The organism is Pollutimonas nitritireducens, assembly GCF_002849615.1.
Taxonomy (GTDB): Bacteria; Pseudomonadota; Gammaproteobacteria; order Burkholderiales; family Burkholderiaceae_B; genus Pollutimonas; species Pollutimonas nitritireducens.
Map to the genome: position 1 here is coordinate 52,291 of NZ_PDNV01000011.1, position 25,267 is coordinate 77,557.

Below are 25,267 nucleotides of genomic sequence, written 5' to 3' on the forward strand. Positions count from 1 at the left end.
GTTAACGCAAGAATTGCGTATACCAGGGCATGGAGACTTCGAGCCCTTGCACGATGTTATGTACGGGCTCGTATCCAAGCAGCTGTTTCGCCTTGCTGATGTCGGCCTGGGAATGCCTGACATCGCCAGCACGAAAATCGCTGTAGACCGGCGGCTTGTCGTACACAATACCGTTGTTGCCCAGCGCCTTGGCCAGGTACTCGAACAGCTCGGTCAGGCTGGTGCGCGCATTGAACGCCACGTTGTAGACCTGATTGATGCCTTCCGGCTGGGCTAATGCGGCCAGGATATTGGCCTGGACCACATTGTCGATAAAGCAGAAATCGCGGCTGGTCTCGCCGTCGCCGTTAACGACGACGTCTTCGCCACGTATCATGGCCGCCACCCACTTGGGAATGACTGCCGCGTAGGCACCGTTGGGATCCTGGCGCTTGCCGAAGACATTGAAGTAACGCAGGCCGATACTGCCGAACCCGTAAGAGCGCGTAAATACGTCGGCGTAGAGCTCGTTCACGTACTTGGTCACCGCGTAGGGCGACAGGGGTCGACCGATATTCTCTTCGACCTTGGGCAAAGCCTCGTGATCACCGTAGGTTGAACTGGATGCCGCATAGACGAACGACTGCACGGCTTCATCGCGCGCGGCCACCAGCATATTCAGGAAGCCGTCGATATTCACGGCGTTCGTGGTGATGGGGTCCTGCAATGAGCGCGGCACCGAACCCAGCGCCGCCTGATGCAGCACATAGTCCACGCCCTTTACCGCTGCGTGGCAGGCGTCGAGGTCGCGAATGTCGCCTTCCTGGAACGTGAAATTGGCCCATTGCTGCGGCGTCACGGTTCTTTCAACTTCGTCCAGGTTGTACTGGTGTCCGGTGGCGAAGTTGTCCAGTCCCACGACCTTCTGATCCATGCTCAGCAAGGCTTCGAGCAGGTTGGAGCCTATGAACCCGGCGCAACCTGTGATCAGCCAGGTCTTAGGATCGGTCTGCAGGCTTGCCGTGACTTCTTGATAACGAGTACTCATATTCCACCTTTGAACTTTCTGGTTTACAGCCGCAAATCGGATTCGCTGGCGCTCAATACATACTTAAGGTCGTAGAGCACATGCTCGGCCTTGCCCAGGGCACGAATGCCTTCACACCCCATTGCCACAAATTGCTGATGCGACACAGCCAGGATAATTCCATCGTAGGTCCCAGCCTCCAGACTTGCAATCGGTGTAATGCCATATTCGTGAACGGCCGCTTCGGGATCAACCCACGGATCGTAGACATCGACGTCGATGTTGTATTCGCCCAGTTCGTTCACGATATCGACAATACGGGTGTTGCGCAGGTCGGGGCAGTTTTCCTTGAACGCAAGACCCATCACCAGCACACGGGAACCTTGCACCTGGATACGCCGCTTGGTCATGTGCTTGACCAACTGCGACACCACGTAGCCGCCCATCGAATCATTCAACCTGCGCCCCGCAAGGATAATTTCCGGGTGGTAGCCAATGGATTGCGCCTTGTGGGTAAGGTAATAGGGATCCACGCCTATGCAATGGCCGCCAACCAGACCTGGCCGAAACGGCAGGAAGTTCCACTTCGTGCCGGCGGCTTCAAGTACGGCTTGGGTGTCGATGCCCATCTTGTTGAAGATGAGAGCCAGTTCATTGATCAGCGCGATATTGACGTCGCGCTGTGTGTTCTCGATGACCTTGGCCGCTTCGGCGACGCGAATGGAGGGGGCCTTGTGCGTGCCGGCGGTAATGATTTGTGCATAGAGCGCATCGACAAGATCGGCAATTTCCGGTGTCGAGCCGGAAGTAACTTTCTTGATCGTAGCCACCCGATGCTGTTTATCGCCTGGATTTATTCTTTCGGGACTATAGCCGGCGAAAAAGTCCTCGTTGAACCGCAACCCCGAAATGCGTTCCAGGACCGGCACGCATTCTTCTTCGGTGGCTCCCGGGTAAACAGTGGATTCGTAGATCACAATGTCACCACGCTTGAGAACCTTGCCTATCGTTTCGCTGGCCCGAACCAATGGAGTGAGATCCGGCTGCTTGTACTCGTCGATGGGCGTGGGCACGGTGACGATGAAGACATTGGCTTCGGCCAGATGAGCCGCCTCGCTGGTGAAGCGCAGCTGCGCGGCCTCGGCGAGTTCGTCTGAATCAACTTCCAGGGTGTGATCCTGGCCTTCTTTCAATTCGGCAATCCGGCGGGCATTGATGTCGAAACCCAGTACCGACCGTTTCTTACCGAATTCCACTGCCAGGGGCAGGCCTACATAGCCCAGACCAACGACTGCAAGCTTGATTTCTTGAATTTCCAACTTATTCTCCGAGGCTATGTGCGTAAAGAAAAAAAACCGGGTGCGTAGACAACGAACCGCCTACTTGCGGTGGCTGTGGCGGCCCAGCGACGGCAACAGCAACCATGACGGACCCCGCCATGACACCAGGCGGGAATACAGCCATATGTACACCCATACGAAAACGACCAGGCTGGCGCACAGCGCCCAGGCGTTGTCCCAGAATATCGTGGCGGGCACCAAGCCGATCAGCGCCAGAACCCATAGGTAAGGCGAGGCCATGGCGTTACACAAGGCGGGCACGGCATGACGGCCGTCCCGGCTGAATGTGACACGGACCAGGCGCCGGAAAACCAGTTGATGCAAATGCAAGGCGTCGGGCTGGTCCACCGGCACACCCCGTTTGAAGCGGCGGCGCCAGATGGAAAACAGGGTCTCGAACACGGGATAGAACAGCACAGCCAGTGCATAGAAAGGTGACACGCTGGGATTGCGCACAACGAGCTGCACAGCCAGTTCAGCCAGCATAAAGCCCAGGAAGTATGCGCCGCCGTCGCCCAGGAATACGCGGCCAAATGGGAAGTTCCAGACGAGAAAACCGAGCGTGGCCGACGCCAAGGCAGCCGCGATAAGGAAAATGGGGATGTCCTGGACCTGCAAAGCAACCAGTGCAAGCGAAATTGCCATCAGCGTGGCAATCATGCCGGCCAGCCCGTTCATGCCATCGACAATGTTCAGGGCATGTGTACAGCCGCCTACCGCGATCATGGTGAAGAACAGGGAGATGGGCCAGAATGAGAGAATCCAGTCAGCCCAGCCAAGGCCGACGCGGGACACGCCGCCCAGGAGCCACCAGGCGATTGCCGCTGACAGGAACGCTGCCATCAGGCGCTTGCCCGACCCCACGTCCTTGGTGATGTCCTCGAGCAGACCGGCCACAAACACAGGCATGGCCGCAATGAACAGCACCGGCCATAGCCAGGTAAGCGTCATATTGCTGGGCCCCAGCACCAGCAGTCCGGCGAGCGTTCCCGCCAGCACAGCCAGTCCGCCTACACGCGGCGTGGGCCGGGAATGCGAAGCTTGCGGTTTGGACATATCGGAGTCGCCGGTAAAAGACCCGTGCCAGCGCTCGGAGGCAACAATGAGCCCGCCCACCGTGAACGCCACGATACAAATATAAAGCCAGGTAAAAGATCCCCAAAGGTGAGGCGAAATCACAAGATCCCCAAAAACAAAGTCAGCAATACATTATCGGATGTTTTTGTAACAGTACATCGTCGCTGCGGGAAATAGATGCAACAAGAAATGTTACCGGCTTGCGGGGTAATTTATGTTCCATACGCCAGCCACGCCATACATTACACAACGTACAAAATAAAACCATGGGCTGAAAGATAAAAAAAAGCCCAAGATCTTGCGATCTTGGGCTAAATCCACCAAAGGAGGAGGGTGGAGGAGACAACCTTGGCATGTCGGGCTACAAAAGCTTGTTCTGCTTGAGACCTGGGTGACTGGGGTTTTCCCTTGCAATCACGTTTCGACATCCGATAACTGAAGTGTATAGAATTTTTTTGTGCGGCGCAAGGTAAAGCGGCAAAAAAATTAAGAATCTGAACTTCTGTGGTTTTTCGTGCACTTTTTCATTCATAAAAACATGAAAAAGTAATTCGGTGTAAACCCTCGTCCTTGTTTGCTTACAAATGAGCGGTCAAAAATTAGATTCGATACGCCGTTACGGTCATGACTTTCGACATTCCACGCATCGCCAGCCTGAGTATGGGACCAAGCTTGTCGGCGCCGTTCGTTTCGGCCGTGGTGCGATGCCCGATTTCGTCATCGCGCATCTGCGCAACAATAGTACGTGAACGCTCGTCCGTCTGAGGCAATTCTTTAAGGTGTTCGTCCAGATGCTCTTCCACCTGCCGTTCTGTCTCGGCCATGAAACCGAGGTTCTTGGCCGTGCCGGCGCGACTTGCAAGCAAGCCAAGCGAGAACGAGCCCGCATACCATAAAGGGTTCAAAAGACTTGGGCGACTCTCAAGCTCGACCAGACGCTGCCGGCACCAGACCAGGTGATCAACCTCTTCGTTCGCCGCCTTGACGAATAATTTCTGAATTGCTGCGTCGCCGCATAATAATGCCTGGCCGCGATATAAAGCCTGTGCGCAAATTTCGCCCACGTGGTTAACCCGCATAAGTCCGGCCGCATGCTTTTGTTCGGCTGCCGTCAATTCCGGCCTGGCCGCGACCGGCGTTGTCGGGACTCGACGCTTGCCGGCCGGATTGGGACGGCCCGCGTGCACGGAACCATCGAGTACTTGTATGGCCCGGCCCACTTCGGACAATAGTCCGTCAACCACGCTCATGCGGCGCGAAAAACTGGATTGGTTCTGCATCGTAGTGTGTATGGTCATAAAACCCTTATTGTACGAAACCGCTGGCCTGTTGCACCGTGCGTTGACGCGATTGTCGGTATTCGGCCCATAACCATAGCATCGGCAACACCGCCGCTACGATGACCAACCCGAAACCCGTTGCCTCTTGATCTCCCATCAAATAGGAATTGCATAATCTGGCTGGATTTTCCTGATAGACCAACCCGACAATTGCCGTCATCCACACGAAATTTCCCAAGAAAAACAACTTTATGACGCTGTCGGCACGGCTCAGCGAATCAAGCAATAGCAGCCCAGCAATAAACAGACCTGCAAACTTCGCAATACTTGCGATATCGGATACCAGGACATTGTCGAGCGAACGGGGGATCATCCAATAGGCCATCATGAACGCGACGGCCAGCAATCCTGGAATCCCGTGGCCATTATATTTGGCAAGCCAATGGACCTTGCCGCCCGGTGCACCAGGTTTGACGTCAAGCAGGCCGGCCTGCCCCGCCAGCACCCCCGCCACCAGGATGACCGGTATATGCACCAGCATATGCAGCACCATCGTGGCCGTCATACTTTGCCGGAAAAACACCGCGATGACCAATAGCGCAGTGCTCGCCACGGCACAAAGGCGCCGCGTGGATACCGTCCGAAGACACGCCCCCAGCCGTGGCGGGAGCTTACTCATTTGGATCACCTGCTCCGGCCCGTATTACGGCATGTTCGAGCAGGGACTCGGTATTGTCCAGATCCATCACACGTACCAGACGACCCTCAGGGGTAAGGATATGGAAAGCGGCATTGTGCTCATACTGGCCCAAAGGCGCCGGCACCACCACGATGCCAAACGCATTCAGCAGGGCCTGCCTTTGCGCGGACTTTTCTATGGCCATGGACTGCCAGACGGCAGGGTCGGATCGCATGCCTTGCTCGTATTGACGCAGTAGTCCGGCCGTGTCGGCACCATCGAAACTAAGACTCAGCAATCGCACTTTTTCGCCCAGACCTCGCCGCTGTATCGCATCCTGAAGCTGCTGAAGCTGCGTTCCCATTGCCAGGCACACCGAAAAGCATTGCGTGTACATGAAATTGACGATTGCGATACGCCCATCCGAGCGCAAGTCATGCAATAGCGAGGTCGTTGCGCCACTGCTCAGCCGCAACGTTGCATCGGGTATTGCACGCGGACTCCGCAGTATGTCGGCCCGACGCGCCGCTTCAGTCGTCAGTATCGTGAAGCCGTCCGTCTGCCGGTGGATGGCACCCAGCCCCAGAACGCAGACGACAAGAATGGCGGAAAGCAACCTCATGAGGCGAACCTACTTCATGACCTGGAGTTCGGCGTCGCCATTCCATGGCTGCGTTCGCGCCGCGGTCGCGGCACGCTGTGCCTTCACGGTCGCCACGTCGACTTCCCCGGCCGCATTGCCGAAGCTGGTCCGTATATGACTCAGCACCGCCGCAACCTCGCTATCGTTAAGCTTGTCCTTGAACGCGGGCATCATGCCGTTGTAATGCTCGCCCTTGACAGTAAGGTCGCCAGAGATTCCGTGCAGCACAATCTGCACAGCCAGCGCCGCCTTGCCCGTCACCCAATCGGAACCGGCCAGCGGCGGAAACACACCAGGCAAGCCAAGGCCGGTGGCCTGGTGACACGCCAGGCATTGCGACGCGTAGAGCTGTGCGCCGTCCACGACTCCTGTGACACTGGATTCGGCTACCGCAAAATCAGCAACCGTTCGCCGATCGCCATATGAAGCGGGACTGTTCTGATAGGTTGCCCACATGTAGGCAACAGCAAAGACGAAAAGCGCAGCCACAATGATGATCACCAGCCACGGAATCGGACGATTGCCCTCGTACGGCTCCGGCATCTCCCGCTGCTGCGCTTGAATTTTCTTTGTTCGGTCCGACATTCAGTTCTCCAACCTATTTTCTTACGCCGTGCCGGCAGCCACGGCGTTGCGCCAATTCACTTCGTACCGTCCGGTAGAGGATTGACCGGGTAGGTACGATCCAGCGCCAGTAAGTAGGCGACCAGGTCCAGGGCTTCGGGTTTGGCAACGACCTGCTCGCCCACCGGCGCATACTCCGGCGGCAGTGCGACTACCTTGTCGCCGGACTCCGCTTTTTCCTTGATGTCGAACAGAAAAGGATACGACGGCATGTTGCTGCCGGGCGTGTACGCCCGGGGTTGATACAGGTGGCCAAGATGCCAATCGGCACTCGGCTGGCGTGCGCCGATATTGAGCAGGTCCGGACCGGTGCGCATGGTGCCCAGTAAATGCGGTTTGTCATAGAAATAGTCGCCCGCGACGGGCGCCCGCCCCCAGCCTCTCTTGAAGTCGGGCGCCTGGGCTTGGGCGCGCGGCTGCTGAGTATGGCAATAGACGCAGCCGTTCTTGATATAGACCTCGCGACCCCGCAACTGCTGCGAGGTATATGGCTCAAGCCCTTCGGAAGGCGGTACGTCGGCGAGTTGCATATAGGGAAGGACGACCAGCGTGGCGGTCGCCAACGCCAGCGTCACCATGGCGCCACCCAGCAATTTATATTCGCTTTCCATGATCAGGCCTCCGCCAATGCGGCGCCAGCCGTTACGGGCTTGTGAAATAGCGCAGGCCCCACCCGCTTTGGTCCGTAGCGCAAGGCCATGGCGCCGAAATGTACGGCAAACACCAAATGGCCGAGGGTCATCAGCGCACCGCCCACCGACCTGGATTGCAGATAAGGCATCGTCAGCTGCACGGATTCCATAAAGCTGCGTGAGGCATCCAGCATGGCCACGCCCTGCAACCATCCGCCTATGGTCAGGCCCACGAAATAGATGCCGAAGCCCAGGACGACAAGCCAGAAGTGCAGCGCTATCAGCCGAGGGTAAGGCCACTCCCACGACATGACGCGCGGCATGACGAAATAGATCGCGCCGAACATCACCAGGGAAAAGAAGGCATACAGGCCCAGGTGTGCGTGCGCCACCGTGAAGTGCGTAAAGTGCGTAACGGTATTCACACTGCGCAAGGCTTCCATCGAACCCTGCACCGAACTAAGCGTGTACATCATTCCACCCAGCACGATGAAGCGCAGCGTCGGTGAATAAATCAGCGTCTTGAAATGGTGCCGCATGGTCATATGCTGGTTCACCGAAAAAGCAAGTACAGGCACCACCATCATCACGCTCTGCACGATGGACAGCGTGACCAGCCAAGCGGGTACCGGCCCCCCTATCAAGTGGTGCCCGCCGACCTGCCCGTAAAAAAATGCCAGTGCCCAGAAGCCCAGCAGCGACAGGTTATATGACTGGATGGGTCGCCCGATAATCTTGGGCAGGAAGTAATAAACGGTAGCGAGGGCCACCGGCGTATAGAAAAGACCCAGCACGTTATGCCCGAACCACCAGTTCATCGTAGCCTGCTCCACGCCGAAATGCAGGCCGGGAATATTGCCGATCAAAAACAAAATGGGAAACCAGAACAGCGCCGCACCCATATACCAGATGGATACATATAAATGCTGGACCTTGCGGTTTTGCAAGGTGAACACCATGGGCAAGCCGATGAGTGCGCCCCCAATGACGAACAGAACATCGATCTGCCACGGAATCTCCAGCCATTCAAGCCCATCGCTGATACCCACCGCAATACTTCCCAGCCCCGCGATAAGCGCTGCATTCCACAACATGGCGCCCAGGAGCGCGAAGCGCGCGCCCATGAGTGGTGTTTTCAATAGCCGCGGCAAGGTCCAGATGGCAATGCCGAAGGCTGCCATCGGCGCCCACCCATAGGCCACGGAATTCAAATGCAAAGTGCGGATACGCCCGAAGGTCAGCCAGGCATACTGCGCCAGGAAATCCGGTTCATGCAATTTTATGGAGCTGATCAGGCCGGCCACCGACGCAAGGATCAGCCATGCCACGGCACAGGCAAGAAAGACGAAGGTGACATAAGCCGTGGACCGATCCGCTTCGATGCGATCCGCAAGCTCGAGCCTCATCCGCGCATCGCGGGACACATCTGCAATCGGAGCGTGGGTAGCGTCTACCGCGTGTTGCAAGGCCTTATGCTGCTGCGCGGTCGCGGCCGGCTCTTCAATGGTGCCGATTTCGCCTTCGGAGAAAATGACATTGGCGGCTGAAGGATTGTCATCGAACAGATTCTTGCGCAATGACCAGACAAAGACGAACAAACCTGTGACGGACAGGATAAAGGTCAGGAGAAGAATGGTGAGCGTATTCATTGCATCGGCTTACGATATAAACCGTTGGATATTAACTGATGCACATCAAGAACACAGGGATATCCCTATATCGGTTGTTGATATGCAGCCGTGCCCGCCCGACTGGAATTTACCCACACCTTCCAGCTGTGGTGCAAGCGATTCCACCGCCTCCCGCCATTGCACAATGGCTCTGAATGGGCAATGATTACTGTTTCGACGAGACACGGGAATTAATTAGCATGGAATGCACAATCGATTGGGGCGGTCCGGAAGGCATGTTGTTTGTGGCCCGCACGGGTAGCGGGCACGTGGCCACGATGGACGGTGCTCCCGATGGCGGAGGCAATAACCTTGCGCCAAGGCCGATGGAGATGGTGCTGGCCGGAACCGGCGGCTGTGCCGCCTACGATGTTGTGCTCATCCTGAAACGCGGACGGCATGCGATAAGCAACTGTCAGGTTAAACTGACCGCCGAGCGGGCCGATGCCGACCCCAAGGTGTTTACGAAAATCCATTTCGCCTTCCAGGTCAGCGGCAAGAACCTGCCGGTTGCGGCGGTGGAACGCGCCGTCCAGCTGTCGCACGAAAAATACTGCTCGGCCTCGGCTATGCTGGCCAAGACCGCCGACATCACGCATTCCGTCACGATAATCGACACCTAAAGATCTGCTCTCAATGCATCAGTACGAAGACTTCATGCGCCATGTACAAGAACATGGCCTTACCAAGACAGACAGAACCGGTACCGGCACGCGATCAGTATTCGGCCATCAAATGCGCTTCAACCTGTCGGAAGGCTTTCCGCTGGTAACGACCAAGAAGCTCCATACTAAAAGCATATTCATCGAGCTCCTGTGGTTTCTGCGAGGCGATTCCAATGTACGGTGGCTTCAGGAGCAAGGGGTGTCCATCTGGAATGAATGGGCAGACGCACAAGGCAATCTTGGCCCTGTGTATGGCGTGCAATGGCGTTCGTGGCCCACGCCCGCCGGCGGACATATCGACCAGATATCGCAAGTGCTGGACCAGATCCGAAGCAATCCCGACTCAAGGCGCCTGATTGTGTCGGCCTGGAATGTGGCCGACATACCGAATATGGCATTGCCGCCCTGCCATGCCTTCTTCCAGTTTTATGTGGCGGACGGCAAACTGTCGTGCCAGCTATATCAGCGCAGTGCCGACATTTTCCTGGGTGTTCCTTTCAATATTGCCAGCTATGCCTTGCTGACTCACATGATGGCGCAGCAATGCGACCTGGACGTGGGAGACTTCGTCTGGACCGGTGGCGACTGCCACTTATACAGCAACCACATGGAACAGGTCGCCTTGCAGCTGTCGCGCAAGCCATTCCCGTACCCGACGCTGCAGATCAAGCGCAAGCCCGAATCGCTCTTCGACTATCAATACGAGGATTTCGAGATCCAGGGTTACGAGTTCCACCCTCACATCAAGGCGCCGGTTGCGGTTTGAACCGGGTCGCCCATCAATTGACTGAAGCATGTCCACACCCACCATCCAGCTCGTCGTTGCCTACTCCACCAACCGCGTCATTGGCCGCGACAATGTCCTGCCCTGGCGCCTGCCGGCGGACCTGGCGCATTTCAAGCGTGTCACATTGGGACAACCCATACTGATGGGGCGCAATACGTGGGAATCGCTGGGACGACCTTTGCCGGGGCGCCCGAACCTGGTGGTCAGCCGCAACCCTGAATACCGGGCCGAGGGCGCGACCGTTTATCCGTCGCTGGAAGCCGCCCTTGCGGCTTGTGCGGGTGCCGAACGTATCTGCATCATCGGTGGCGAACAGATATTCAAGCATGCGCTGACGATTGCTGATGAGATCATCGCGACCGAGGTTCATGCTGATGTTGCCGGGGACACGTACTTCCCGGATGTGGACCCTGCGAACTGGCGGGAGGCCGAAAGGCTGCCGCAGCCTGATCAAAACGGTTATTCCTTTGACTTCGTGGTGTACCGGCGCAAGTCGGCGTAATGGTCCTAACCTCCTAAAAGGTCTATCCAGATAGCCTCACGCGTTTCCTATACGCCGCATGAACTGCCATAGACCGGGATGCAGGGAATAAGCAACGTTGAAGCGCAACCATCCAAGGTCGGCCTGGTCGGGATAAAAATACGATCCCGGAGCAAGCCAGATGCCATGCTGCAAGGCTTGCTCCGCGAGACAAGCCGTCCCCTGCTCACGCCAGCGCCCTGGCGGCCGCGCCCATAGAAACAGGCCCGCCCGGGGGCGGGAAAACACCTCGAAACCATGTCGGTCCATAAGGCCGACCAGCTCGTCATGCGCCTGTCTCAGGCGTTCCTGGACACGTTGTAAATGCATTCGATGACGCCCCAGTCGCAATACTTGATAGACCGTGCGTTCCATGATCTCGGGAGTCGTAAGCCCCATGGTCATTTTGGTCTGCGCAAATCCTTTCACCAGCGATGATGACGATACGATGTAGCCGACGCGCATGGACGGCGCAACGCTCTTGGAGAATCCCGATACATACACGACGCGGTCGGTGCCCGCCAACGCTACCAGCATAGGACCCACACCAGGAAGCAGATCGCGAGACACGTCGTCCTCTATGACCCAGAAATCATGTTGTTCGGCAAGCTGCAGCACGCGGAACGCATTTGCCATGCTAAGACTGGTGCCCGTGGGATTTTGCAGCACCGTATTCAGAAACAAGGCTTTGACGGCGTGAGTCTGCGCCACGGCTTGCAGGGATGGGATGCACAAACCATCTTCGTTGCGCGCAACACCCACAACCGTCAGATGGGCCAGGCGCAGCGTTTGCAGCAAATTCGCATAGCAAGGCAGTTCGACTACGACCACATCCCCAGGGCGCAATAGGGTGCGCACGACAATATCCAAGCCCTGCGTCGCTCCCTGGGTCAGCAGCACCTGGTCAATATCGAGAGCGAGGCCATGTCGCCCAAGTTCGTGAACTATCTGCTCGCGCAACGGAAAATAACCATAGGGATGGCCATAGCCCGCTACTTGATTGGCTTGAACACGGGCCGCTTGCCGCAGCGCCTGCTCCAGGCCTGTTTCGTTAAGCCATTCGGACGGCAGCCATCCGCAACCGGACTTGATAGGGATGGAATGATCCGCGAACACGTCCGACAATAGCCAGGACGCGCCTATCTGCGGCGGTTTCCAACTTGGCGGAGTAGAGGCGGCCGGTTCAGGCCGCAGCGGTACGGCCACGCAATAACCCGAACCGGGCCGGGCAGTCAGCCACCCCTGCGCCACCAAGCGGTTATAGGCGGCCGATACCGTAAAGGTGCTCAAGCCATGCGTCTTCGCGAATTGCCGTACCGACGGCACGGCCATGCCCGGACGCAGCACCTGCTGCCGGATGGCCTGCTCCATTGCCGCAACCGTCTGCTCCACCAGCGAAAGAGCCTTCGTTCTGTCCCGCACTGGCTCGAAAAAATTCATGTTCGACTCCACGGTCACCTGCTTTATATGTGTATCGCCAATACGATTATGAAATGTTGCAATCGCTTGAAGCCGTTCATGGCTGCCCGAATCCAAGTACAGATTAACGCACATGACCAATACGGTTATGGATTTTTAGAACAACTGTATATTTCCTTAGCCGTCCGCCGCGGCGAGAATAGCTTATTGCTACGACTCCTATTACTTGCTCATCAAGGTACTCATGACCAACCAAGCCAACATTCCCGATCTGTCCAATCTCTGGATGCCCTTCACCGCAAACCGCCAGTTCAAAGAGCAGCCGCGCTTGCTTGCGAAAGCCAAGGGCATGCACTACACAACCCCCGATGGGAAGCAGGTCCTGGACGGGACGGCAGGCTTATGGTGCGTCAATGCCGGCCATGGTCGCCAGGAAATCGTCGACGCCATCTCGCGCCAGGCGGCAGAACTGGACTACGCGCCCAGCTTCCAGCTGGGCCATTCCGACTCCTTTACCGCCGCCACCGCCGTAGCCAGAATGATGCCCGCCGGCATGGACCGCATCTTCTTCACGAACTCGGGGTCGGAATCGGTCGACACGGCGCTTAAAATTGCACTGGCCTACCACCGGGCACGTGGCGAAGGCCAGCGCACACGATTGATCGGTCGCGAGCGCGGTTATCACGGCGTCGGATTCGGCGGCATTTCGGTGGGCGGCATCTCGACCAATCGCAAGACCTTCTCGGGTGCATTGTTGCCGGCGGTAGATCACCTTCCGCATACGCACGACGTGTCGAGAAACGCCCACTCCCGCGGACAACCGGTGCATGGCGAGAACTTTGCCGACGACCTGGAACGCATCATTGCCTTGCATGACGCCTCCACCATCGCCGCTGTCATCGTGGAACCCCTTGCCGGCTCGACCGGCGTACTGGTCCCGCCCAAAGGCTATCTGGAAAAGCTGCGCGCCATCACCGAGAAACACGGCATTCTGCTGATTTTCGACGAAGTCATCACGGCCTTTGGCCGGCTGGGCGCCGCGACAGCCAGCGAATACTTCGGCATCACGCCCGATATCATGGCCCTGGCCAAAGGCATCAGCAACGCCAGCGTGCCGGCCGGCGCAGTGGCGGTCAGACGCAATGTGCATGATTCCATTCTGGCCGCGTCGGAAAATGGCATCGAGTTCTTCCATGGCTACACCTACTCGGCTCATCCCCTGGCGACTGCGGCCATCATGGCCACGCTGGACATCTACGAGCGCGACCAATTATTCCAGCGTGCTCGCAACTTGTCTCCGGCATTCGAGGACGCAGCGCACCAACTTGCCGACGCGCGTCATGTCATCGACGTGCGCAACCTGGGCCTGGTCGCCGGCATTGAACTTGCACCGCGCCCGGATGCACCTGGCGCACGCGCGGCTGAGGTGTTCCGCAAATGTTTCGATCAGGGCGTCATGGTGCGATACACCGGCGACATCATTGCCGTGTCGCCACCGCTCATCATTGAAGAAGCCCAGATCAGCGAGATATTTAAGAAGATCGGCGACGTGCTGAAGACGGTTGAATAAAAAAGGCGGCCGTCACACCATCCGTCACACGCGTTTTATTTTCTGGCAGGCCAGGCCCCACCCAAGGCATTGGTGACATCCCTGGCTGCCTCCTGGACCATTCCAGACATCTCTTTGACGGCCTTGGGAGTAAACCGTTCCTGCGGGCCTGACAAGGAAATTGCACCGCAGAACTCGTTGCCCAATCCGAAGACTGGACTGGCGACGGCCGCGCAATTGGGATCACGTTCACCCATGGAGATTGCAATAAGGTGGTCTTTCGACGGCGGCATACCGGTACCGTAATAGGCCTTGATCAGCTTCCCCGCAGCCCCTCTTTCCAGCGGCAGAAGGTCGCCTACGCGAATGCGGTCCAGGGTGGAGTGATGAGAGTCAACCCTCAGCAGGCACACGCGCGATTGATCGTCGTGGTACACATGGAAGGAGCTGCTTTCACTCCCCCGGTCGACCAAGTCCTGAAGCACAGGAAGCAATACTTCGGTAAGCCGGTAAGCCGCCTCGTACGAGCGTCCCAGCTCATGCGCATAACGCCCGAGCGCGTAGCGCCCGTCGCTGCGCCGGATGACCAGCGACGCCTTTTCCAGCGACGCGATCAGGCGCAGCAATGTGCTTTTGTAGTATCCCGTGGCACGCGACAGGTCTGCCAATGTAATGGGATCGCTACTGTGGGCGATAACGTCGACGATGGCCAGGGCGCGGTCTACGGCGGCGACCCCGTCATCGCCTTGAGCGGGAGTGGGACTCATAACGGGCGGTTGATTGAGAAATAATGATTACAGTGGCCGATTATGCCATGCCCTTATGCTGCAGGCTCACAGGTTTTGAAGGCGCTGGAAGGAATTCTGCGTCCATCCGGTTCATTTACCTTCGAAGACGAGACTGATTGCAGGGGCATACTTGTCGCCATGCCCGGCCGCAATGGCTTTGTCGAAGCAAGCGATGAGATTCTTTGCGCCAGTGGCATCGACGCCCACCTGCTCGGACAGGTCCACCGCATATTGCAAATCCTTTTTCGCGTAGACGACTGGAAATGCCTTTTCAGGGAACTGCTGGGGCGCGATGGCCTTCATGCCATGGTTGCGCAAGGCGAAGCTATCGGCAGATCCGACCGACAGCGCGGAGAATAGACGGTCCGGTTCTACCCCTGCCCGCACCCCAATTGCCCGGGCCTCGGACAAGGCAAGAACCGTTTCGTAGAGCACCATATTGTTCAGTATCTTGACCACCTGACCGGTACTTACCGCGCCAGCGTGAATGACATCCGCTGCGAATGTGCGCAATAGCGGTTCGAGTTGCAGGAACAATTCGGTTTGCGCTCCCACCGGCACCGCAAGTGTGCCCGCTTCAGCGGCCGCCCGCGTGCGCATGACCGGCGCATCGGCGAACAGAATCCCCGCTTGCTCAAGATCGCGAGCCAGCGCTTTGGTAAGTTCGACCGGCGACGTGCTCAGATCGACGAGGATCTGTCCCCGACGACACATCGCCAGCAATCCATTGGCACCATCGCCATCGCCGCGTACGACGTTGTCCACGATCGCTCCCGATGGCAACGACATGAATATGATGTCGGCCTGCTCTGCGATGTCCTTCATGGTGACCGCGCTCACCCCGTGAGACGCCAGACGTTGCAGTGGTTGAAGGTCGCGATCATGCGCAATCACGCGCATGCCGCTTTTGATGGCAAGGTGGCGGCAGATGGGCTCGCCCATTACGCCAACGCCAATAAAGCCAATGGTACTCAGTGTCGACATGAGTTTTGTCCTAAGTTGTTAAGTGCAATTCGAATATGCGCGGCCATACCTTGCCAGCAAGCGTGATGGGCCTATGACGCAGGAAAGTTGGCGGCGTCCATGCTCCAGTAAATCCCTTTGCTTTGCTGGTAAAGACGCAGTCCGGAGGCCCCCTTTTCTCGTCCGATACCGCTGTCCTTGAACCCGCCGAACGGTGTGGAGATCGACAATTGCTTATATGTATTGATCCATACAAGGCCGGTTTCCAGTGCCCTCGCAACGCGCCAGGCTCGCTGGTAGTTAGCCGTCCAGATGCCTGACGCCAGGCCGAAGGCGCTATCATTCGCCTGCTTGATAAGATCGGCTTCGTCGTCGAAAGGCAGGACGCATAGAACCGGTCCAAAAATCTCTTCGCGCACGGCAGTCGCCTGATTATCCAGTCCACCCAGTATGGTCGGCAGGAAATATGCACCCCGCTCGAACTCGATTCCTTCGGGACGTTTGCCGCCCAGCAGCACCTTGCCGCCTTCCGCAGTGGCCGATTCGATGAACTGTTCAATGCGCGACCTATGGGCAAAGCTGGAGACCGGACCCATTTCGGAATCCGTCTCAGTGGGCGCGCCGACCTTGATTGCCCGGCTGCGCTCGATCAGCAGATCCAGCAGCTTATCGTGCACCGATCGCTGTACGAACAGGCGGGAGCCGGCCACGCAGGATTGCCCGCTACCTTCGAAAATTCCGCCTATGATGTTCTCGACGGCCGCGTCCAGGTTGGCGTCTTCAAATACTATGTGCGGCGATTTGCCACCGAGTTCAAGGGCAACCGGTATGAGCCGCTCGGCCGCCATCATGCCGATAGCGCGGCCGCTGGCGGTGCCGCCAGTGAATGAGACCATGCGTACACCAGGGTGCTGAACCAGCGCCTTTCCAGTCGTCGCGCCATTACCAGTCAGTACGTTCAAAATTCCAGGGGGCAAGCCAGCTTGCAGCGCAATTTCGCCCAGCAGCAGAGCGGCGGACGGCGTTACTTCCGAAGGCTTGAGAATTACCGCGTTGCCCGCCGCAAGTGCCGGAGCAACCTTTTGCGCTTCCATCGTCAAAGGTGAATTCCATGGCGTAATCGCCGCGACGACACCATAGGGCTCGTATGAGGTCATCGTCAGATAGTTGCCACGAGATGGTGTAACCTCCGAGGTCAATGTTTCGCAAACTGCGGCATAGTAGCGGAATGTCGCGGCGGCACTCCCCGCCTGCGCCTTGCATTCCTTCCATACCTTGCCGTTTTCTATCATCTGACACTTGGCCAGCTCATCGCCGCGCTCCACAATGAGTGCAGCGATGCGCATCAGTATCTGTGCGCGTACGTGTGGCAACATGTCTTTCCAGGCAGGCTGTGCGGCGGCCGTCCTGGCTGCGGCCACGGCGTCTTCCACATGCTTCGACGTTGCCACGGATACCCGGTAGTTAAGCTCTCCCGATGCAGGATTCACTGAGTCGAAAGCGTCTTCGGGATTTGAAATCCACTTCCCATTAATAAGAAAAGGCCTGGGCTCAGTAGCCGGCAGTTGCGACATAGATAAGTACTCCGGATTGTATACAAGGACGTATGATCAGCCTCATCCAACTCTTGTTCTGCTAGATGCACCAATCGTTCTGTTTTAATTATCTGCAAGCTGAGAAAGCTTGTCAAGCCAAACCTGCATTTAGCACGCACCGGTCCGCACCCTCCCACATGAACTTGCCACGCGGTCCCATTGACATATTTCCATGGAACCGACAAAATATCAATTAACAGAACATCTGTTCTTCTAAACAGAACAGCCTTCAAACCGGAGACGGCCGCGACGCGGCGCAAGGACGAGAGATGAAAATGAGATTATTGCTGGGCGCGGTCAGCGTCGGTTTCAGCGCGTTGAGCGCGGCAGGCAGCGCCCAGGCGCAAGCCTATCCCGAACGACCAATCAATCTGGTGGTTCCCTACGCCGCAGGTGGTGCAACCGACGTGATTGCACGATTGGTCGCAACCGACCTGTCCAGCGCACTGGACGAGACAATAGTGGTCGTCAACAAACCGGGCGCGGGCACCACCCTCGCGGCAGCGGAAATCGCCAGGACCAAGCCGGATGGTTATACCTTGTATATGACCACCGCTGCCCATACCATTAGCGCGAGCCTGTACAACAAACTGAACTATGACCCAATCGCCGACTTCGCTCCTATTACGCTGGTTGCAAAAATTCCCATTGTGCTGGTGACCACGCCGTCGGCCAGCATCAAGACACTGGCGCAATACATCGAACATGCAAAGAGCAAGCCAGAGGGAATATCCGTTGGTTCGCCTGGCAACGGTTCGCCACAACATCTTGCTCAAGCCCTGTTCAAGGAACGCACCGGCGCCAACTTTGTGCATATTCCTTATCGTGGCGATGCCCCGCTGATCACCGACCTGATTGCTGGTCAGGTAGAGTCCGCATTCATCACCTTATCGGCCGCACTGCCTCATATCAAGGCGAACAAGCTCAAAGCGATTGCCGTTGCCAACCCGACCCGCATCAACGTCATACCCGACGTACCGACGATGAATGAAGCCGGTGTGGCGGACTTCAATGCGGCAACATGGTTTGGGCTTTTCGCCCCTTCCGGCATATCAGAACAGATCCAGGAAACCATCTACAAGTCGGCATACAAGGTTGTCGCTGCCCAGCCCTTCGTTGATCGGATTGAATCGATGGGTGGTGAAGTGGTCAACATTGGCCCCAAGGATTTTCAACGCTATGTGAAGGAAGAGTCCGCACAATGGGCCAAAGCGGTGAAAGCTTCCGGCGCCAAGGTCGATTAAGCAGCCGGGGCTGGCGCGGTGTGCAGCAACACCGTGTCCGTATCGCCGTTCAAGCACGGATAGGAGTTCAAGACCATAGGGTCGTGTCCTGGAACGATATGATCCGGGCTATCGGCAGCAGCCGATAGCCGGCCATAGCCCGCCAACATATCGGCCACGTTGTGCACGATCGGAAATGGGCGGTGCTTTTCCATGTTCTCGTAGTAATGGGAAGCGTCGGAGGCCAGCACCACCCAGCCTCTTGCCGTATGTACCCTGACCGCTTGCAACCCTTTGGTATGTCCGCCGATTTTCAACACGCTGATTCCAGGCGCGATAGTCTGGTCGCCGTCGTGGAATACGACGCGGTCCTCGTACACATTGCGCACCAGCGTCAGCACATCGTCGACCGAGTAAGCGTGCCGCATTGGCTCAAAACACATGCATCGGCCAGTGGCATAGTCGACTTCGGCGTCCTGTATGTGGAAACGCGCCCGCGGAAGCTTGTCCAGGTTGCCCGCATGATCGTAGTGCAGATGGGTAAGGATGACGTCGCCGACGTCCCCGGCACTGATACCCAGAGAGCTCAGGGCCTCGATAGGACAGCGTATCATTTCTCGTTGACGTTGCTGAGCGCTGATTGCATTGAAGCCTGTATCGACAAGGACAATGCGCGAGCCCGAACGGATCAGCCACACGAAAAAGTCCATGGGCATCGGGCCATCATGTGGATCGCCGCCTAGAAAGTTTTCGCGTCGTTCGCGGTGCAAATGAGCGTATCGGAGCGCATAAACCTCGTAGTCGGGCAAGGTATCGATACTGTCTGCAATCATGCTCTTCACACTCCCAGGTAGGCTTTTTGAACAAAGGGATCGGCCAATAGTTCGGCACCTTTCCCGCTGCGGATGATTTCGCCATGTTCCAATGCGTAGGCATGGTGCGATATCCGTAAGGCAAGCCGCGCATTCTGCTCGACCAGCACGATAGACATGTTTTTCTCGCGGTTGATGCGCTCGATCGCGCCTGCAATCTCGGCGACCACTTTCGGCGCGATGCCCAATGAGGGTTCATCCAGCATCAGCAGACGCGGGTTTGCCATTAGCGCCCTACCTATGGCCACCATCTGCTGCTCGCCTCCTGAAAGCGAACCGGCGAGCTGGGCGCGCCGTTCGAGTACGCGCGGAAACAATGCATAGACTTCGTCCAGGCTGCGCCGCACCGTGGCGCGCGAGCTGACGCCGTGCGCGCCGGTAAGCAAGTTGTCCCGCACCGACATACGGCCGAACAAGCGTCGACCTTCAGGAGAAAGCGCCACGCCAGCATGCACCCTCGCCGCGGCGCCCATTCGGGAGATGTCCGTGCCGTCCATGAATATCTGTCCGGCCGACGGAGGCACGAGCCCAATAATGGATTTCAGTGTTGTGCTTTTTCCGGCGCCGTTGGAACCTACAAGGGCAACGATCCGGCCGGCTTCGACTGAAAAGTTTATGTTCCGCACCGCTTCCAGTCGGCCATACGATACCGTCAGGTTTCGCACATCAAGCATGGGCATAATCGGGTGCTCCAAGATAGGCTTCTATCACGGCTTCGTTTTGCCGTATATCCTGCGGCGAGCCCTCGGCGATTTTCTCTCCTTGTACCAGGACGACGATGCGCTGGCACAACTCCATGACCAGGGCCATATGATGCTCGACCAGTAAAAGAGTCAGTTCATGATCGTCGCGCAAGTGCCGCAACAGGCGTGCCAGGTCTTTGCATTCTTCATGATTCAATCCCGCGGCCGGCTCGTCGAGCAGCAGCATCCGCGGCCGCGTGGCAAGCGCAATCGCGATGCCCAGCTTTTTCTGCAATCCGTAGGGCAAGCTGCCAGCCGGCGCATCGCGCCACGAGGCAAGATCAGTGATATGCAGGATCTGGTCGATCTCGGCGTCAACCTGCGAGGCCGCCAGCATGTCGATGCGCCGGCCCACCAAACGCCCCACGGTTGAACCCTGGATACGGGACAGCAGACCCCTGTAGACGTTCCCTGCGACCGACACGTTGGGATAGGTCGACGTAGACTGAAAGGTACGGGCCAGTCCTGCCACCACGACCCGGCTGGGCGGACCGCCGGCAATACTCCTGCCGTCAAACATCACTTTGCCGGACGACGGCGGCATCGTGCCCGTGATGACATTGAAAGCCGTGGTCTTCCCTGCGCCATTCGGACCGATCAGGCCAACGATCTCGCCCTTCGCCACCGAGAACGTGAGATCGCGCAATGCGGCGAGGCCGCCGAAGTTGCGCGACAGGTTCTGGATCATCAACATATTTTCACTCATGATTGTTCCCGACTGGTGATGCGTGCCCAGAGCCTGGGCAGCTCGGCCAGGCCGCCCGGCAGAAAACGCAATATCAGTATCAAGGCCGCCCCATAGAAAATATGCTGCGTCTGGACAGCACCACGAAACAGTTCGGGCAATGGGGTGAGCACGATGGCGCCCACCAGCGGCCCCCATACCGACAGGCGACCACCAATCACGAGCATGACGATCAAACCGATCGATATGCCGGTATTAAAGGATTCCGGCGAGATGTAGCCGATATACCTTGCCTGCAGGGCGCCTCCGATGGCGGCGAGTGCGCAACCGACGACGAAGGAAAACAGCTGGAGGCGATGCACGCTGAGGCCGGAAGATTCCGCAAGCGACGGATTATCGGCAACGGCATCTATGGCTTGTCCTATCGGCCTGCGAAACAAGACAAGCATGAACAGCGTGGACGCCAGCGCAGTGAACAACGCCAAGCCATAAAACCTGGCGCGCGTGTCAAACGCAAATCCCAGTATTTCCGCCGCCCCAATGCCCGTTATGCCATTCGCGCCGCCGGTGATTTCGGAAAAATCCAGCAAGACCAGGCGAACCAGCTCGCCAAACGCGAAGGTGACCAGCACAAAGTAAACGCCGCGTAATCGAAGAATGATCCATCCCAGTACGAATGCCACGACCGCCGTCACAACAGTTGCCGCCAAGGTCGACGTGACAAAGGATAGGCCCAGGCTATTGGTTGCCAAGACAGCGACATACGCGCCGACCGCCATGAACGCTGCATGGCCCAACGAGAGCTGGCCGGATCGACTGATCAGGGCCAGGCCATTGACAACCACAATGTTCAGGGCCGTCAGGACGGCCAGGTGCAGCACGAATTGGCCACCAAACCAGGGAGCCAGCGCGATCACAGCCAAAGTTGCCAGGGCCGCAATCCCGCTTCCGGTAGGCACAGGCACATAGGCAAACGTGCGGGTAGCGTTCATAATCAGGCTTCTCCGTGGCCAAGCAAGCCTTTGGGACGGACCACCAGCATGATAATGACGATCATGAAGATCAACATGTCGGCGGTACTGCTGCTAAGGAACAAACTGCTGTAGCTTTCAATCAGGCCCAGTGCCAGACCGGCCACCGCCGCACCGGGTATGCTGCCCAGTCCGCCAAGAATCACCACAATGAAGGCCTTCAATAGAGGTGCCGCGCCGACAAAGGGCGACACCGAAAACAGCGGCGCCATGAGCGCCCCTGCGATCGCTGCCAACCCTACTCCGATGCCAAACCCCAAGGGGTAATAGATGCGCGAACGTATGCCTTGTATTGACGCGATCTGAAAGTCTTCCACGACGGCACGCAATGCCCGCCCCGGCCGTGAATGCTTCAGGAATATATACAGCAAGGCGAGCACCACCAGCGCGAAAACGACCACGTATATGCGCGACGTCGGGACGGTGATCTTGCCCAGCGTGGTCGCACCGCGCACGACCGATGGCATTGAGTGCGGGTCGGGCCCGAAAAACATCAGGGCAAGATTCTGCAGGATCATTGCAAGGCCTATGGTCGCGATCATGCCATTGAGTTCGTCATGCCTGAACGGCTTGAGTATGGCCACCTCTACGGCAGCCCCAAAGAGCACCGCGCCGACAAAGGTGATTGCCAACGCCGGGAGAAAAGAGATTCCCAGTACGGCTGTCAGGAAATACGCGCCAAACGCCCCCAGCATATAGAACTCGCCATGCGCGAAATTCACCATGCGCATCACGCCGAACACCAGCGTAAAGCCCACCGCCATCAACAGGTACAGCAGACCGATAATCAGCCCATTGACCGTTGCCTGCCCCAGAAGAATGCCCCAATCCACGATTGCTCCTTGCGCTTATTCGCAAAGCTTCACAGTGCATCGAGCACGGATGACTTCTTTTCCGTCGACGACTTCAGCGACATAGAACGGCGCATTCAGCTGATGGTTAATGCCGTACACCTCCTGACCGGTCCAATTCAATGTTCCCATGGAGCCCTGAAAATCGGCCAGCTTTACCATTTCGTCGCGCACGGCATCCGTATCGGTGACCGAGCCGGCGCGGCGCATGGCTTCGAACAGCATGTTCGTGCCATCATAGAAAGCCGGGCTGAAGCCGTTCATGGGCTGGTTGTAGGTAGCCGCGTAGCGATCCGCATAAGCCTTGGTCGAAGCCAGACCCGGGTCGATAGGGGTGTGTACGAACATGCCTTGGGCCGCTTCGACCCCTGCCACGTTCACAATTTCTTGCGTGGCCGGCCCGCCAGTGCGCAGAATTTTTCCGGTAAAGCCGATTTCCCTGGCCTGTTTGACGATCAGACCGGCAGTGGTTGGCGAGTTGCCGTCGAGTTCGATGGCATCGATCCCACGCGCTCCCATCCGCGTGAGCAGCGGAACAAAATCAACACGGTCTCTTTCGAAAAACTCGGTGGCGACCAGATCGGCCCCGGCCTGTTTATAAGCGGTGCGCAGGTCCTTGGCAATTTGCTGCCCTGTCTCGTCGTTGGGGAACAAACCCCCCACCTTCTTGACGCCTTGTGTCTTGACCAGCCAGTTGATCTGAGGTTGCGAAACCTCAGCAGTCGTTACGTTGGGGCGGAACGTATAAGGTTTGTCTTTCTGGAGCGCCTTGGAAGTAAAACCCAAGGTAAGGACAATGACCTTGTTCTTTTCGGTAATCGGCTGGATGGCAAGGACAGGGGCTGAACCGACAGGTCCGATAATGTATTTCACCTTGTCCTCGAAGACCAGGCGATTGGCCACGGTTACCGCTTCGTTGGCTTGGTACTTGTCGTCGTAAGCCACGACGCTCACTTTGTATTTTTTTCCACCCACTTCGAGTCCGCCGGACTCATTGACTTGCGCTGCCGCAATTTCGGCGGCATTTTTCATGCCCTGCCCCCACGATGCGCCGGCCCCGGACAAGGTCACCAGAGCGCCAATTTTGAGCGTTTGCGTCTCTTGGGCAGACACAGACAGGCTCGTTGCAAGGCAGGCCAATAGTCCCAACGTGTTTTTGATTTTCATTTGATCGTCTCCTGAATTAACCCGGCTTATGCCGGTGGCAAGACGCCTGCAATGAACAGATTTCGTTCAGCACAGGCAACAGATACGTACGGAACTGATGGGGATTCTCGCTCATGGGAAAATGACCCACCTCGCGCATGATTGTCACCTTGGCGCCCGGTACGGATTGCGCCGTGCGGAGTGTGTCGTCAGGCGTGCACGAGAAGTCATATTCACCAGTGAGCAAGTACAGGGGGCAGAGGTCGGTACGTATGCCGGCCAGGCGCCCTCGAAGGTCGCTGTCGACGCGATAGAAATACAGATCGCCGCGAAAAACGCCAGGGCCGCCCTGCATATACTGCCAAAGGGTTTCGTGCCGGTACTCATCGGGCGACTGTGGCGCAATCAATCCGGACACGAGCGCCGCGCATACCTCGCCACCATGGACATCGCCACGATGCAACCACGAGGTGTCGTACCAAGGCTGCTGATAATCCGCACTTTCCACACCGATCAGGGCACGGAATTCATTGAAGTGTTCATGGGCAAGATGCAGCACTATGCGTCCGCCGATAGAGCATCCAACAAGCGCCGGCCGATCCAGGTCGAGGGCACGACAAAAGGAAAGTATCGTCTGGACGTAGAGATCCGTACTGAGTTCGTATTCCTCGTCCTGCCAACCTTCGGGCGGGTAAGACTTGCCGTGCCAAGGCATGTCGAATGCCAGGACACGGAAACGCGATGTGATTTCGTCGTCGCACAACATATGGCGATACTGGCGACTATCAGCGCCGGCCGTATGCAGGCAAACCAGCGGTATGCCGCTGCCGGCTTCCTCAAAGTAAACCCTGCAGCGACGGCCCGCCACGTCAAAAGAAACGTAGCGACCGACAATAGGTTCGAGGTCGGCCTTCATATGGAGGACTCCCGGCCCAGGGCCAGCAGGTCTTTCATGAACTGCAGGTTGGCCATGAATGGATGAAGATTGCCTTCCACCGACATTTCGCCGTTCTTGATCAACGCAAAAATATCGTGACTTCCGGGCTCTGGGGTAGTCTGCCAGAAGCGCACCCATGCATCGACGGAAGCTTTTATGGAGAAATCCCAACTGCTCAAGGGTGCGATAGCCTCTGCCACGTCGACGACACGGCCCTGCGCAATGCTTAAAAGCAAAGGCGTATCGCCAAATTGCACCAGAACCAACGCACTGACAGCGCGATTTCGGGAATAGGACAACGCAGCAAGCTTGAATTGCTGTGCCAGACGGAAACCGCTATCCGAGTGTGCAGGCCTCATGACCTTGTCTCCTGCGTCATCTTTGAAGTTCTCTTTAAGAGAACGCTTATTCTTTCTGATAGAACATTCTAGATGCAGGATTAGGAAAGTGTCAATATTCTGTAATGGGGGATAACGCTTATGCGGCCGGGAAAAACAGCCGCTGTCAATGGAAGTCGCGGATCCCATTGACAGCGCCTGTGC

General features: G+C 57.3%; 26 protein-coding genes. 5 read left to right on the top strand and 21 right to left on the bottom strand.

Going from position 1 to position 25,267, the window contains the following annotated elements:
* Position 1: 1 nt before the first annotated feature.
* The 9 genes from CR155_RS16580 to CR155_RS16620 form a co-directional block, all read right to left on the bottom strand.
* Positions 2 to 1,027 carry an SDR family oxidoreductase gene (locus tag CR155_RS16580; RefSeq protein WP_102071157.1) on the bottom strand — a complete coding sequence of 342 codons (1,026 nt, stop codon included), beginning with the start codon at positions 1,025 to 1,027 and terminating at the stop codon, positions 2 to 4.
* A 23-nt stretch (positions 1,028 to 1,050) separates the two neighbouring features.
* Positions 1,051 to 2,325, bottom strand: coding sequence for a Vi polysaccharide biosynthesis UDP-N-acetylglucosamine C-6 dehydrogenase TviB (tviB, locus tag CR155_RS16585; RefSeq protein WP_102071158.1), 1,275 nt, complete (start codon positions 2,323 to 2,325; stop codon positions 1,051 to 1,053).
* 60 nt (positions 2,326 to 2,385) lie between these two features.
* Positions 2,386 to 3,525 (bottom strand): MraY family glycosyltransferase, encoded by a 1,140-nt coding sequence (locus CR155_RS16590; RefSeq protein ID WP_199171797.1) that lies wholly within the window; start codon positions 3,523 to 3,525, stop codon positions 2,386 to 2,388.
* Between the two features lie 497 nt (positions 3,526 to 4,022).
* Entirely contained in the window at positions 4,023 to 4,721 is a 699-nt protein-coding gene (gene coq7, locus CR155_RS16595; protein ID WP_102071159.1) for a 2-polyprenyl-3-methyl-6-methoxy-1,4-benzoquinone monooxygenase, read from the bottom strand.
* Between the two features lie 7 nt (positions 4,722 to 4,728).
* Positions 4,729 to 5,382 carry a hypothetical protein gene (locus CR155_RS16600; RefSeq protein ID WP_199171798.1) on the bottom strand — a complete coding sequence of 218 codons (654 nt, stop codon included), beginning with the start codon at positions 5,380 to 5,382 and terminating at the stop codon, positions 4,729 to 4,731.
* A complete protein-coding gene (locus CR155_RS16605; RefSeq protein WP_102071160.1) occupies positions 5,375 to 6,004 on the bottom strand; it encodes an SCO family protein in 630 nt (209 codons plus the stop codon). The genes CR155_RS16600 and CR155_RS16605 overlap by 8 nt, the downstream gene beginning before the upstream one ends.
* A 9-nt stretch (positions 6,005 to 6,013) precedes the next feature.
* Positions 6,014 to 6,610, bottom strand: coding sequence for a c-type cytochrome (locus tag CR155_RS16610; protein ID WP_102071161.1), 597 nt, complete (start codon positions 6,608 to 6,610; stop codon positions 6,014 to 6,016).
* 56 nt (positions 6,611 to 6,666) lie between these two features.
* Positions 6,667 to 7,260: a cbb3-type cytochrome c oxidase subunit II gene (locus tag CR155_RS16615; RefSeq protein WP_102071162.1), complete on the bottom strand. Its 594-nt coding sequence runs from the start codon at positions 7,258 to 7,260 to the stop codon at positions 6,667 to 6,669.
* Positions 7,261 to 7,262: 2 nt separating this feature from the next.
* The gene (locus tag CR155_RS16620) at positions 7,263 to 8,930 is read right to left on the bottom strand and encodes a cbb3-type cytochrome c oxidase subunit I (RefSeq protein WP_102071163.1); all 1,668 of its coding nucleotides are present in this window, start codon (positions 8,928 to 8,930) and stop codon (positions 7,263 to 7,265) included.
* A 221-nt stretch (positions 8,931 to 9,151) separates the two neighbouring features.
* Here CR155_RS16620 and CR155_RS16625 point away from each other — a divergent pair, with 221 nt between their 5' ends.
* From CR155_RS16625 to CR155_RS16635, 3 genes are read left to right on the top strand one after another with little or no spacing between them, the layout of a single operon-like run.
* A complete protein-coding gene (locus CR155_RS16625; RefSeq protein WP_199171799.1) occupies positions 9,152 to 9,574 on the top strand; it encodes an OsmC family protein in 423 nt (140 codons plus the stop codon).
* Between the two features lie 13 nt (positions 9,575 to 9,587).
* Entirely contained in the window at positions 9,588 to 10,382 is a 795-nt protein-coding gene (locus tag CR155_RS16630; RefSeq protein ID WP_102071164.1) for a thymidylate synthase, read from the top strand.
* Positions 10,383 to 10,410: 28 nt separating this feature from the next.
* On the top strand, positions 10,411 to 10,905 hold the full coding sequence (locus tag CR155_RS16635) for a dihydrofolate reductase (RefSeq protein WP_102071165.1): 495 nt from the start codon (positions 10,411 to 10,413) through the stop codon (positions 10,903 to 10,905).
* A gap of 36 nt (positions 10,906 to 10,941) precedes the next feature.
* Here CR155_RS16635 and CR155_RS16640 read toward each other — a convergent pair whose 3' ends face one another.
* The gene (locus CR155_RS16640) at positions 10,942 to 12,363 is read right to left on the bottom strand and encodes an aminotransferase-like domain-containing protein (protein ID WP_102071234.1); all 1,422 of its coding nucleotides are present in this window, start codon (positions 12,361 to 12,363) and stop codon (positions 10,942 to 10,944) included.
* Between the two features lie 223 nt (positions 12,364 to 12,586).
* On the opposite strand from CR155_RS16640, the gene aptA reads away from it, so the two are divergent.
* Positions 12,587 to 13,912: an omega-aminotransferase AptA gene (aptA, locus tag CR155_RS16645; protein ID WP_500796514.1), complete on the top strand. Its 1,326-nt coding sequence runs from the start codon at positions 12,587 to 12,589 to the stop codon at positions 13,910 to 13,912.
* Between the two features lie 35 nt (positions 13,913 to 13,947).
* On the opposite strand, the gene CR155_RS16650 is transcribed toward aptA, so the two are convergent.
* From CR155_RS16650 to CR155_RS16660, 3 genes are all read right to left on the bottom strand, one after another.
* Positions 13,948 to 14,658 (bottom strand): IclR family transcriptional regulator, encoded by a 711-nt coding sequence (locus CR155_RS16650; protein WP_102071166.1) that lies wholly within the window; start codon positions 14,656 to 14,658, stop codon positions 13,948 to 13,950.
* Positions 14,659 to 14,769: 111 nt separating this feature from the next.
* The gene (locus tag CR155_RS16655) at positions 14,770 to 15,663 is read right to left on the bottom strand and encodes an NAD(P)-dependent oxidoreductase (RefSeq protein ID WP_102071167.1); all 894 of its coding nucleotides are present in this window, start codon (positions 15,661 to 15,663) and stop codon (positions 14,770 to 14,772) included.
* 71 nt (positions 15,664 to 15,734) lie between these two features.
* Positions 15,735 to 17,216 (bottom strand): aldehyde dehydrogenase, encoded by a 1,482-nt coding sequence (locus CR155_RS16660; RefSeq protein ID WP_102071168.1) that lies wholly within the window; start codon positions 17,214 to 17,216, stop codon positions 15,735 to 15,737.
* Positions 17,217 to 17,506: 290 nt separating this feature from the next.
* On the opposite strand from CR155_RS16660, the gene CR155_RS16665 reads away from it, so the two are divergent.
* On the top strand, positions 17,507 to 18,481 hold the full coding sequence (locus CR155_RS16665) for a Bug family tripartite tricarboxylate transporter substrate binding protein (RefSeq protein ID WP_233214379.1): 975 nt from the start codon (positions 17,507 to 17,509) through the stop codon (positions 18,479 to 18,481).
* Here CR155_RS16665 and CR155_RS16670 read toward each other — a convergent pair.
* The 8 genes from CR155_RS16670 to CR155_RS16705 are packed head-to-tail and all read right to left on the bottom strand — an operon-like array spanning position 18,478 to position 25,084.
* Complete coding sequence (locus tag CR155_RS16670) at positions 18,478 to 19,293, bottom strand: N-acyl homoserine lactonase family protein (RefSeq protein ID WP_102071169.1); 816 nt, start codon at positions 19,291 to 19,293, stop codon at positions 18,478 to 18,480. The two genes, CR155_RS16665 and CR155_RS16670, sit on opposite strands and share 4 nt — an antisense overlap.
* 5 nt (positions 19,294 to 19,298) lie before the next feature.
* A complete protein-coding gene (locus CR155_RS16675; RefSeq protein WP_102071170.1) occupies positions 19,299 to 20,012 on the bottom strand; it encodes an ABC transporter ATP-binding protein in 714 nt (237 codons plus the stop codon).
* Complete coding sequence (locus CR155_RS16680) at positions 19,999 to 20,781, bottom strand: ABC transporter ATP-binding protein (RefSeq protein WP_102071171.1); 783 nt, start codon at positions 20,779 to 20,781, stop codon at positions 19,999 to 20,001. The genes CR155_RS16675 and CR155_RS16680 overlap by 14 nt, the downstream gene beginning before the upstream one ends.
* Positions 20,778 to 21,752 carry a branched-chain amino acid ABC transporter permease gene (locus tag CR155_RS16685; RefSeq protein ID WP_102071172.1) on the bottom strand — a complete coding sequence of 325 codons (975 nt, stop codon included), beginning with the start codon at positions 21,750 to 21,752 and terminating at the stop codon, positions 20,778 to 20,780. The genes CR155_RS16680 and CR155_RS16685 overlap by 4 nt, the downstream gene beginning before the upstream one ends.
* Before the next feature lie 2 nt (positions 21,753 to 21,754).
* Complete coding sequence (locus tag CR155_RS16690) at positions 21,755 to 22,624, bottom strand: branched-chain amino acid ABC transporter permease (RefSeq protein WP_102071173.1); 870 nt, start codon at positions 22,622 to 22,624, stop codon at positions 21,755 to 21,757.
* Positions 22,625 to 22,639: 15 nt separating this feature from the next.
* Positions 22,640 to 23,809, bottom strand: coding sequence for an ABC transporter substrate-binding protein (locus CR155_RS16695; protein WP_102071174.1), 1,170 nt, complete (start codon positions 23,807 to 23,809; stop codon positions 22,640 to 22,642).
* 16 nt (positions 23,810 to 23,825) lie between these two features.
* Positions 23,826 to 24,704, bottom strand: coding sequence for an alpha/beta fold hydrolase (locus CR155_RS16700; RefSeq protein ID WP_102071175.1), 879 nt, complete (start codon positions 24,702 to 24,704; stop codon positions 23,826 to 23,828).
* On the bottom strand, positions 24,701 to 25,084 hold the full coding sequence (locus CR155_RS16705) for a hypothetical protein (RefSeq protein ID WP_102071176.1): 384 nt from the start codon (positions 25,082 to 25,084) through the stop codon (positions 24,701 to 24,703). Before CR155_RS16705 ends, CR155_RS16700 begins: the two co-directional genes overlap by 4 nt.
* Positions 25,085 to 25,267 lie beyond the last annotated feature (183 nt).

Bases quoted from the DNA above. Each gene is read 5' to 3' on its own strand.
- CR155_RS16605 (WP_102071160.1), bottom strand. From the start codon at position 6,004: ATGAGGTTGCTTTCCGCCATTCTTGTCGTCTGCGTTCTGGGGCTGGGT.
- CR155_RS16600 (WP_199171798.1), bottom strand. From the start codon at position 5,382: ATGAGTAAGCTCCCGCCACGGCTGGGGGCGTGTCTTCGGACGGTATCC.
- CR155_RS16615 (WP_102071162.1), bottom strand. From the start codon at position 7,260: ATGGAAAGCGAATATAAATTGCTGGGTGGCGCCATGGTGACGCTGGCG.
- CR155_RS16620 (WP_102071163.1), bottom strand. From the start codon at position 8,930: ATGAATACGCTCACCATTCTTCTCCTGACCTTTATCCTGTCCGTCACA.
- CR155_RS16700 (WP_102071175.1), bottom strand. From the start codon at position 24,704: ATGAAGGCCGACCTCGAACCTATTGTCGGTCGCTACGTTTCTTTTGAC.
- coq7 (WP_102071159.1), bottom strand. From the start codon at position 4,721: ATGACCATACACACTACGATGCAGAACCAATCCAGTTTTTCGCGCCGC.
- CR155_RS16655 (WP_102071167.1), bottom strand. From the start codon at position 15,663: ATGTCGACACTGAGTACCATTGGCTTTATTGGCGTTGGCGTAATGGGC.
- CR155_RS16665 (WP_233214379.1), top strand. From the start codon at position 17,507: ATGAAAATGAGATTATTGCTGGGCGCGGTCAGCGTCGGTTTCAGCGCG.
- aptA (WP_500796514.1), top strand. From the start codon at position 12,587: ATGACCAACCAAGCCAACATTCCCGATCTGTCCAATCTCTGGATGCCC.
- CR155_RS16630 (WP_102071164.1), top strand. From the start codon at position 9,588: ATGCATCAGTACGAAGACTTCATGCGCCATGTACAAGAACATGGCCTT.
- CR155_RS16625 (WP_199171799.1), top strand. From the start codon at position 9,152: ATGGAATGCACAATCGATTGGGGCGGTCCGGAAGGCATGTTGTTTGTG.
- CR155_RS16705 (WP_102071176.1), bottom strand. From the start codon at position 25,084: ATGAGGCCTGCACACTCGGATAGCGGTTTCCGTCTGGCACAGCAATTC.
- CR155_RS16680 (WP_102071171.1), bottom strand. From the start codon at position 20,781: ATGAGTGAAAATATGTTGATGATCCAGAACCTGTCGCGCAACTTCGGC.
- CR155_RS16640 (WP_102071234.1), bottom strand. From the start codon at position 12,363: ATGAATTTTTTCGAGCCAGTGCGGGACAGAACGAAGGCTCTTTCGCTG.
- CR155_RS16580 (WP_102071157.1), bottom strand. From the start codon at position 1,027: ATGAGTACTCGTTATCAAGAAGTCACGGCAAGCCTGCAGACCGATCCT.
- CR155_RS16695 (WP_102071174.1), bottom strand. From the start codon at position 23,809: ATGAAAATCAAAAACACGTTGGGACTATTGGCCTGCCTTGCAACGAGC.
- CR155_RS16660 (WP_102071168.1), bottom strand. From the start codon at position 17,216: ATGTCGCAACTGCCGGCTACTGAGCCCAGGCCTTTTCTTATTAATGGG.
- CR155_RS16635 (WP_102071165.1), top strand. From the start codon at position 10,411: ATGTCCACACCCACCATCCAGCTCGTCGTTGCCTACTCCACCAACCGC.
- CR155_RS16610 (WP_102071161.1), bottom strand. From the start codon at position 6,610: ATGTCGGACCGAACAAAGAAAATTCAAGCGCAGCAGCGGGAGATGCCG.
- CR155_RS16685 (WP_102071172.1), bottom strand. From the start codon at position 21,752: ATGAACGCTACCCGCACGTTTGCCTATGTGCCTGTGCCTACCGGAAGC.
- CR155_RS16650 (WP_102071166.1), bottom strand. From the start codon at position 14,658: ATGAGTCCCACTCCCGCTCAAGGCGATGACGGGGTCGCCGCCGTAGAC.
- CR155_RS16675 (WP_102071170.1), bottom strand. From the start codon at position 20,012: ATGCCCATGCTTGATGTGCGAAACCTGACGGTATCGTATGGCCGACTG.
- CR155_RS16670 (WP_102071169.1), bottom strand. From the start codon at position 19,293: ATGATTGCAGACAGTATCGATACCTTGCCCGACTACGAGGTTTATGCG.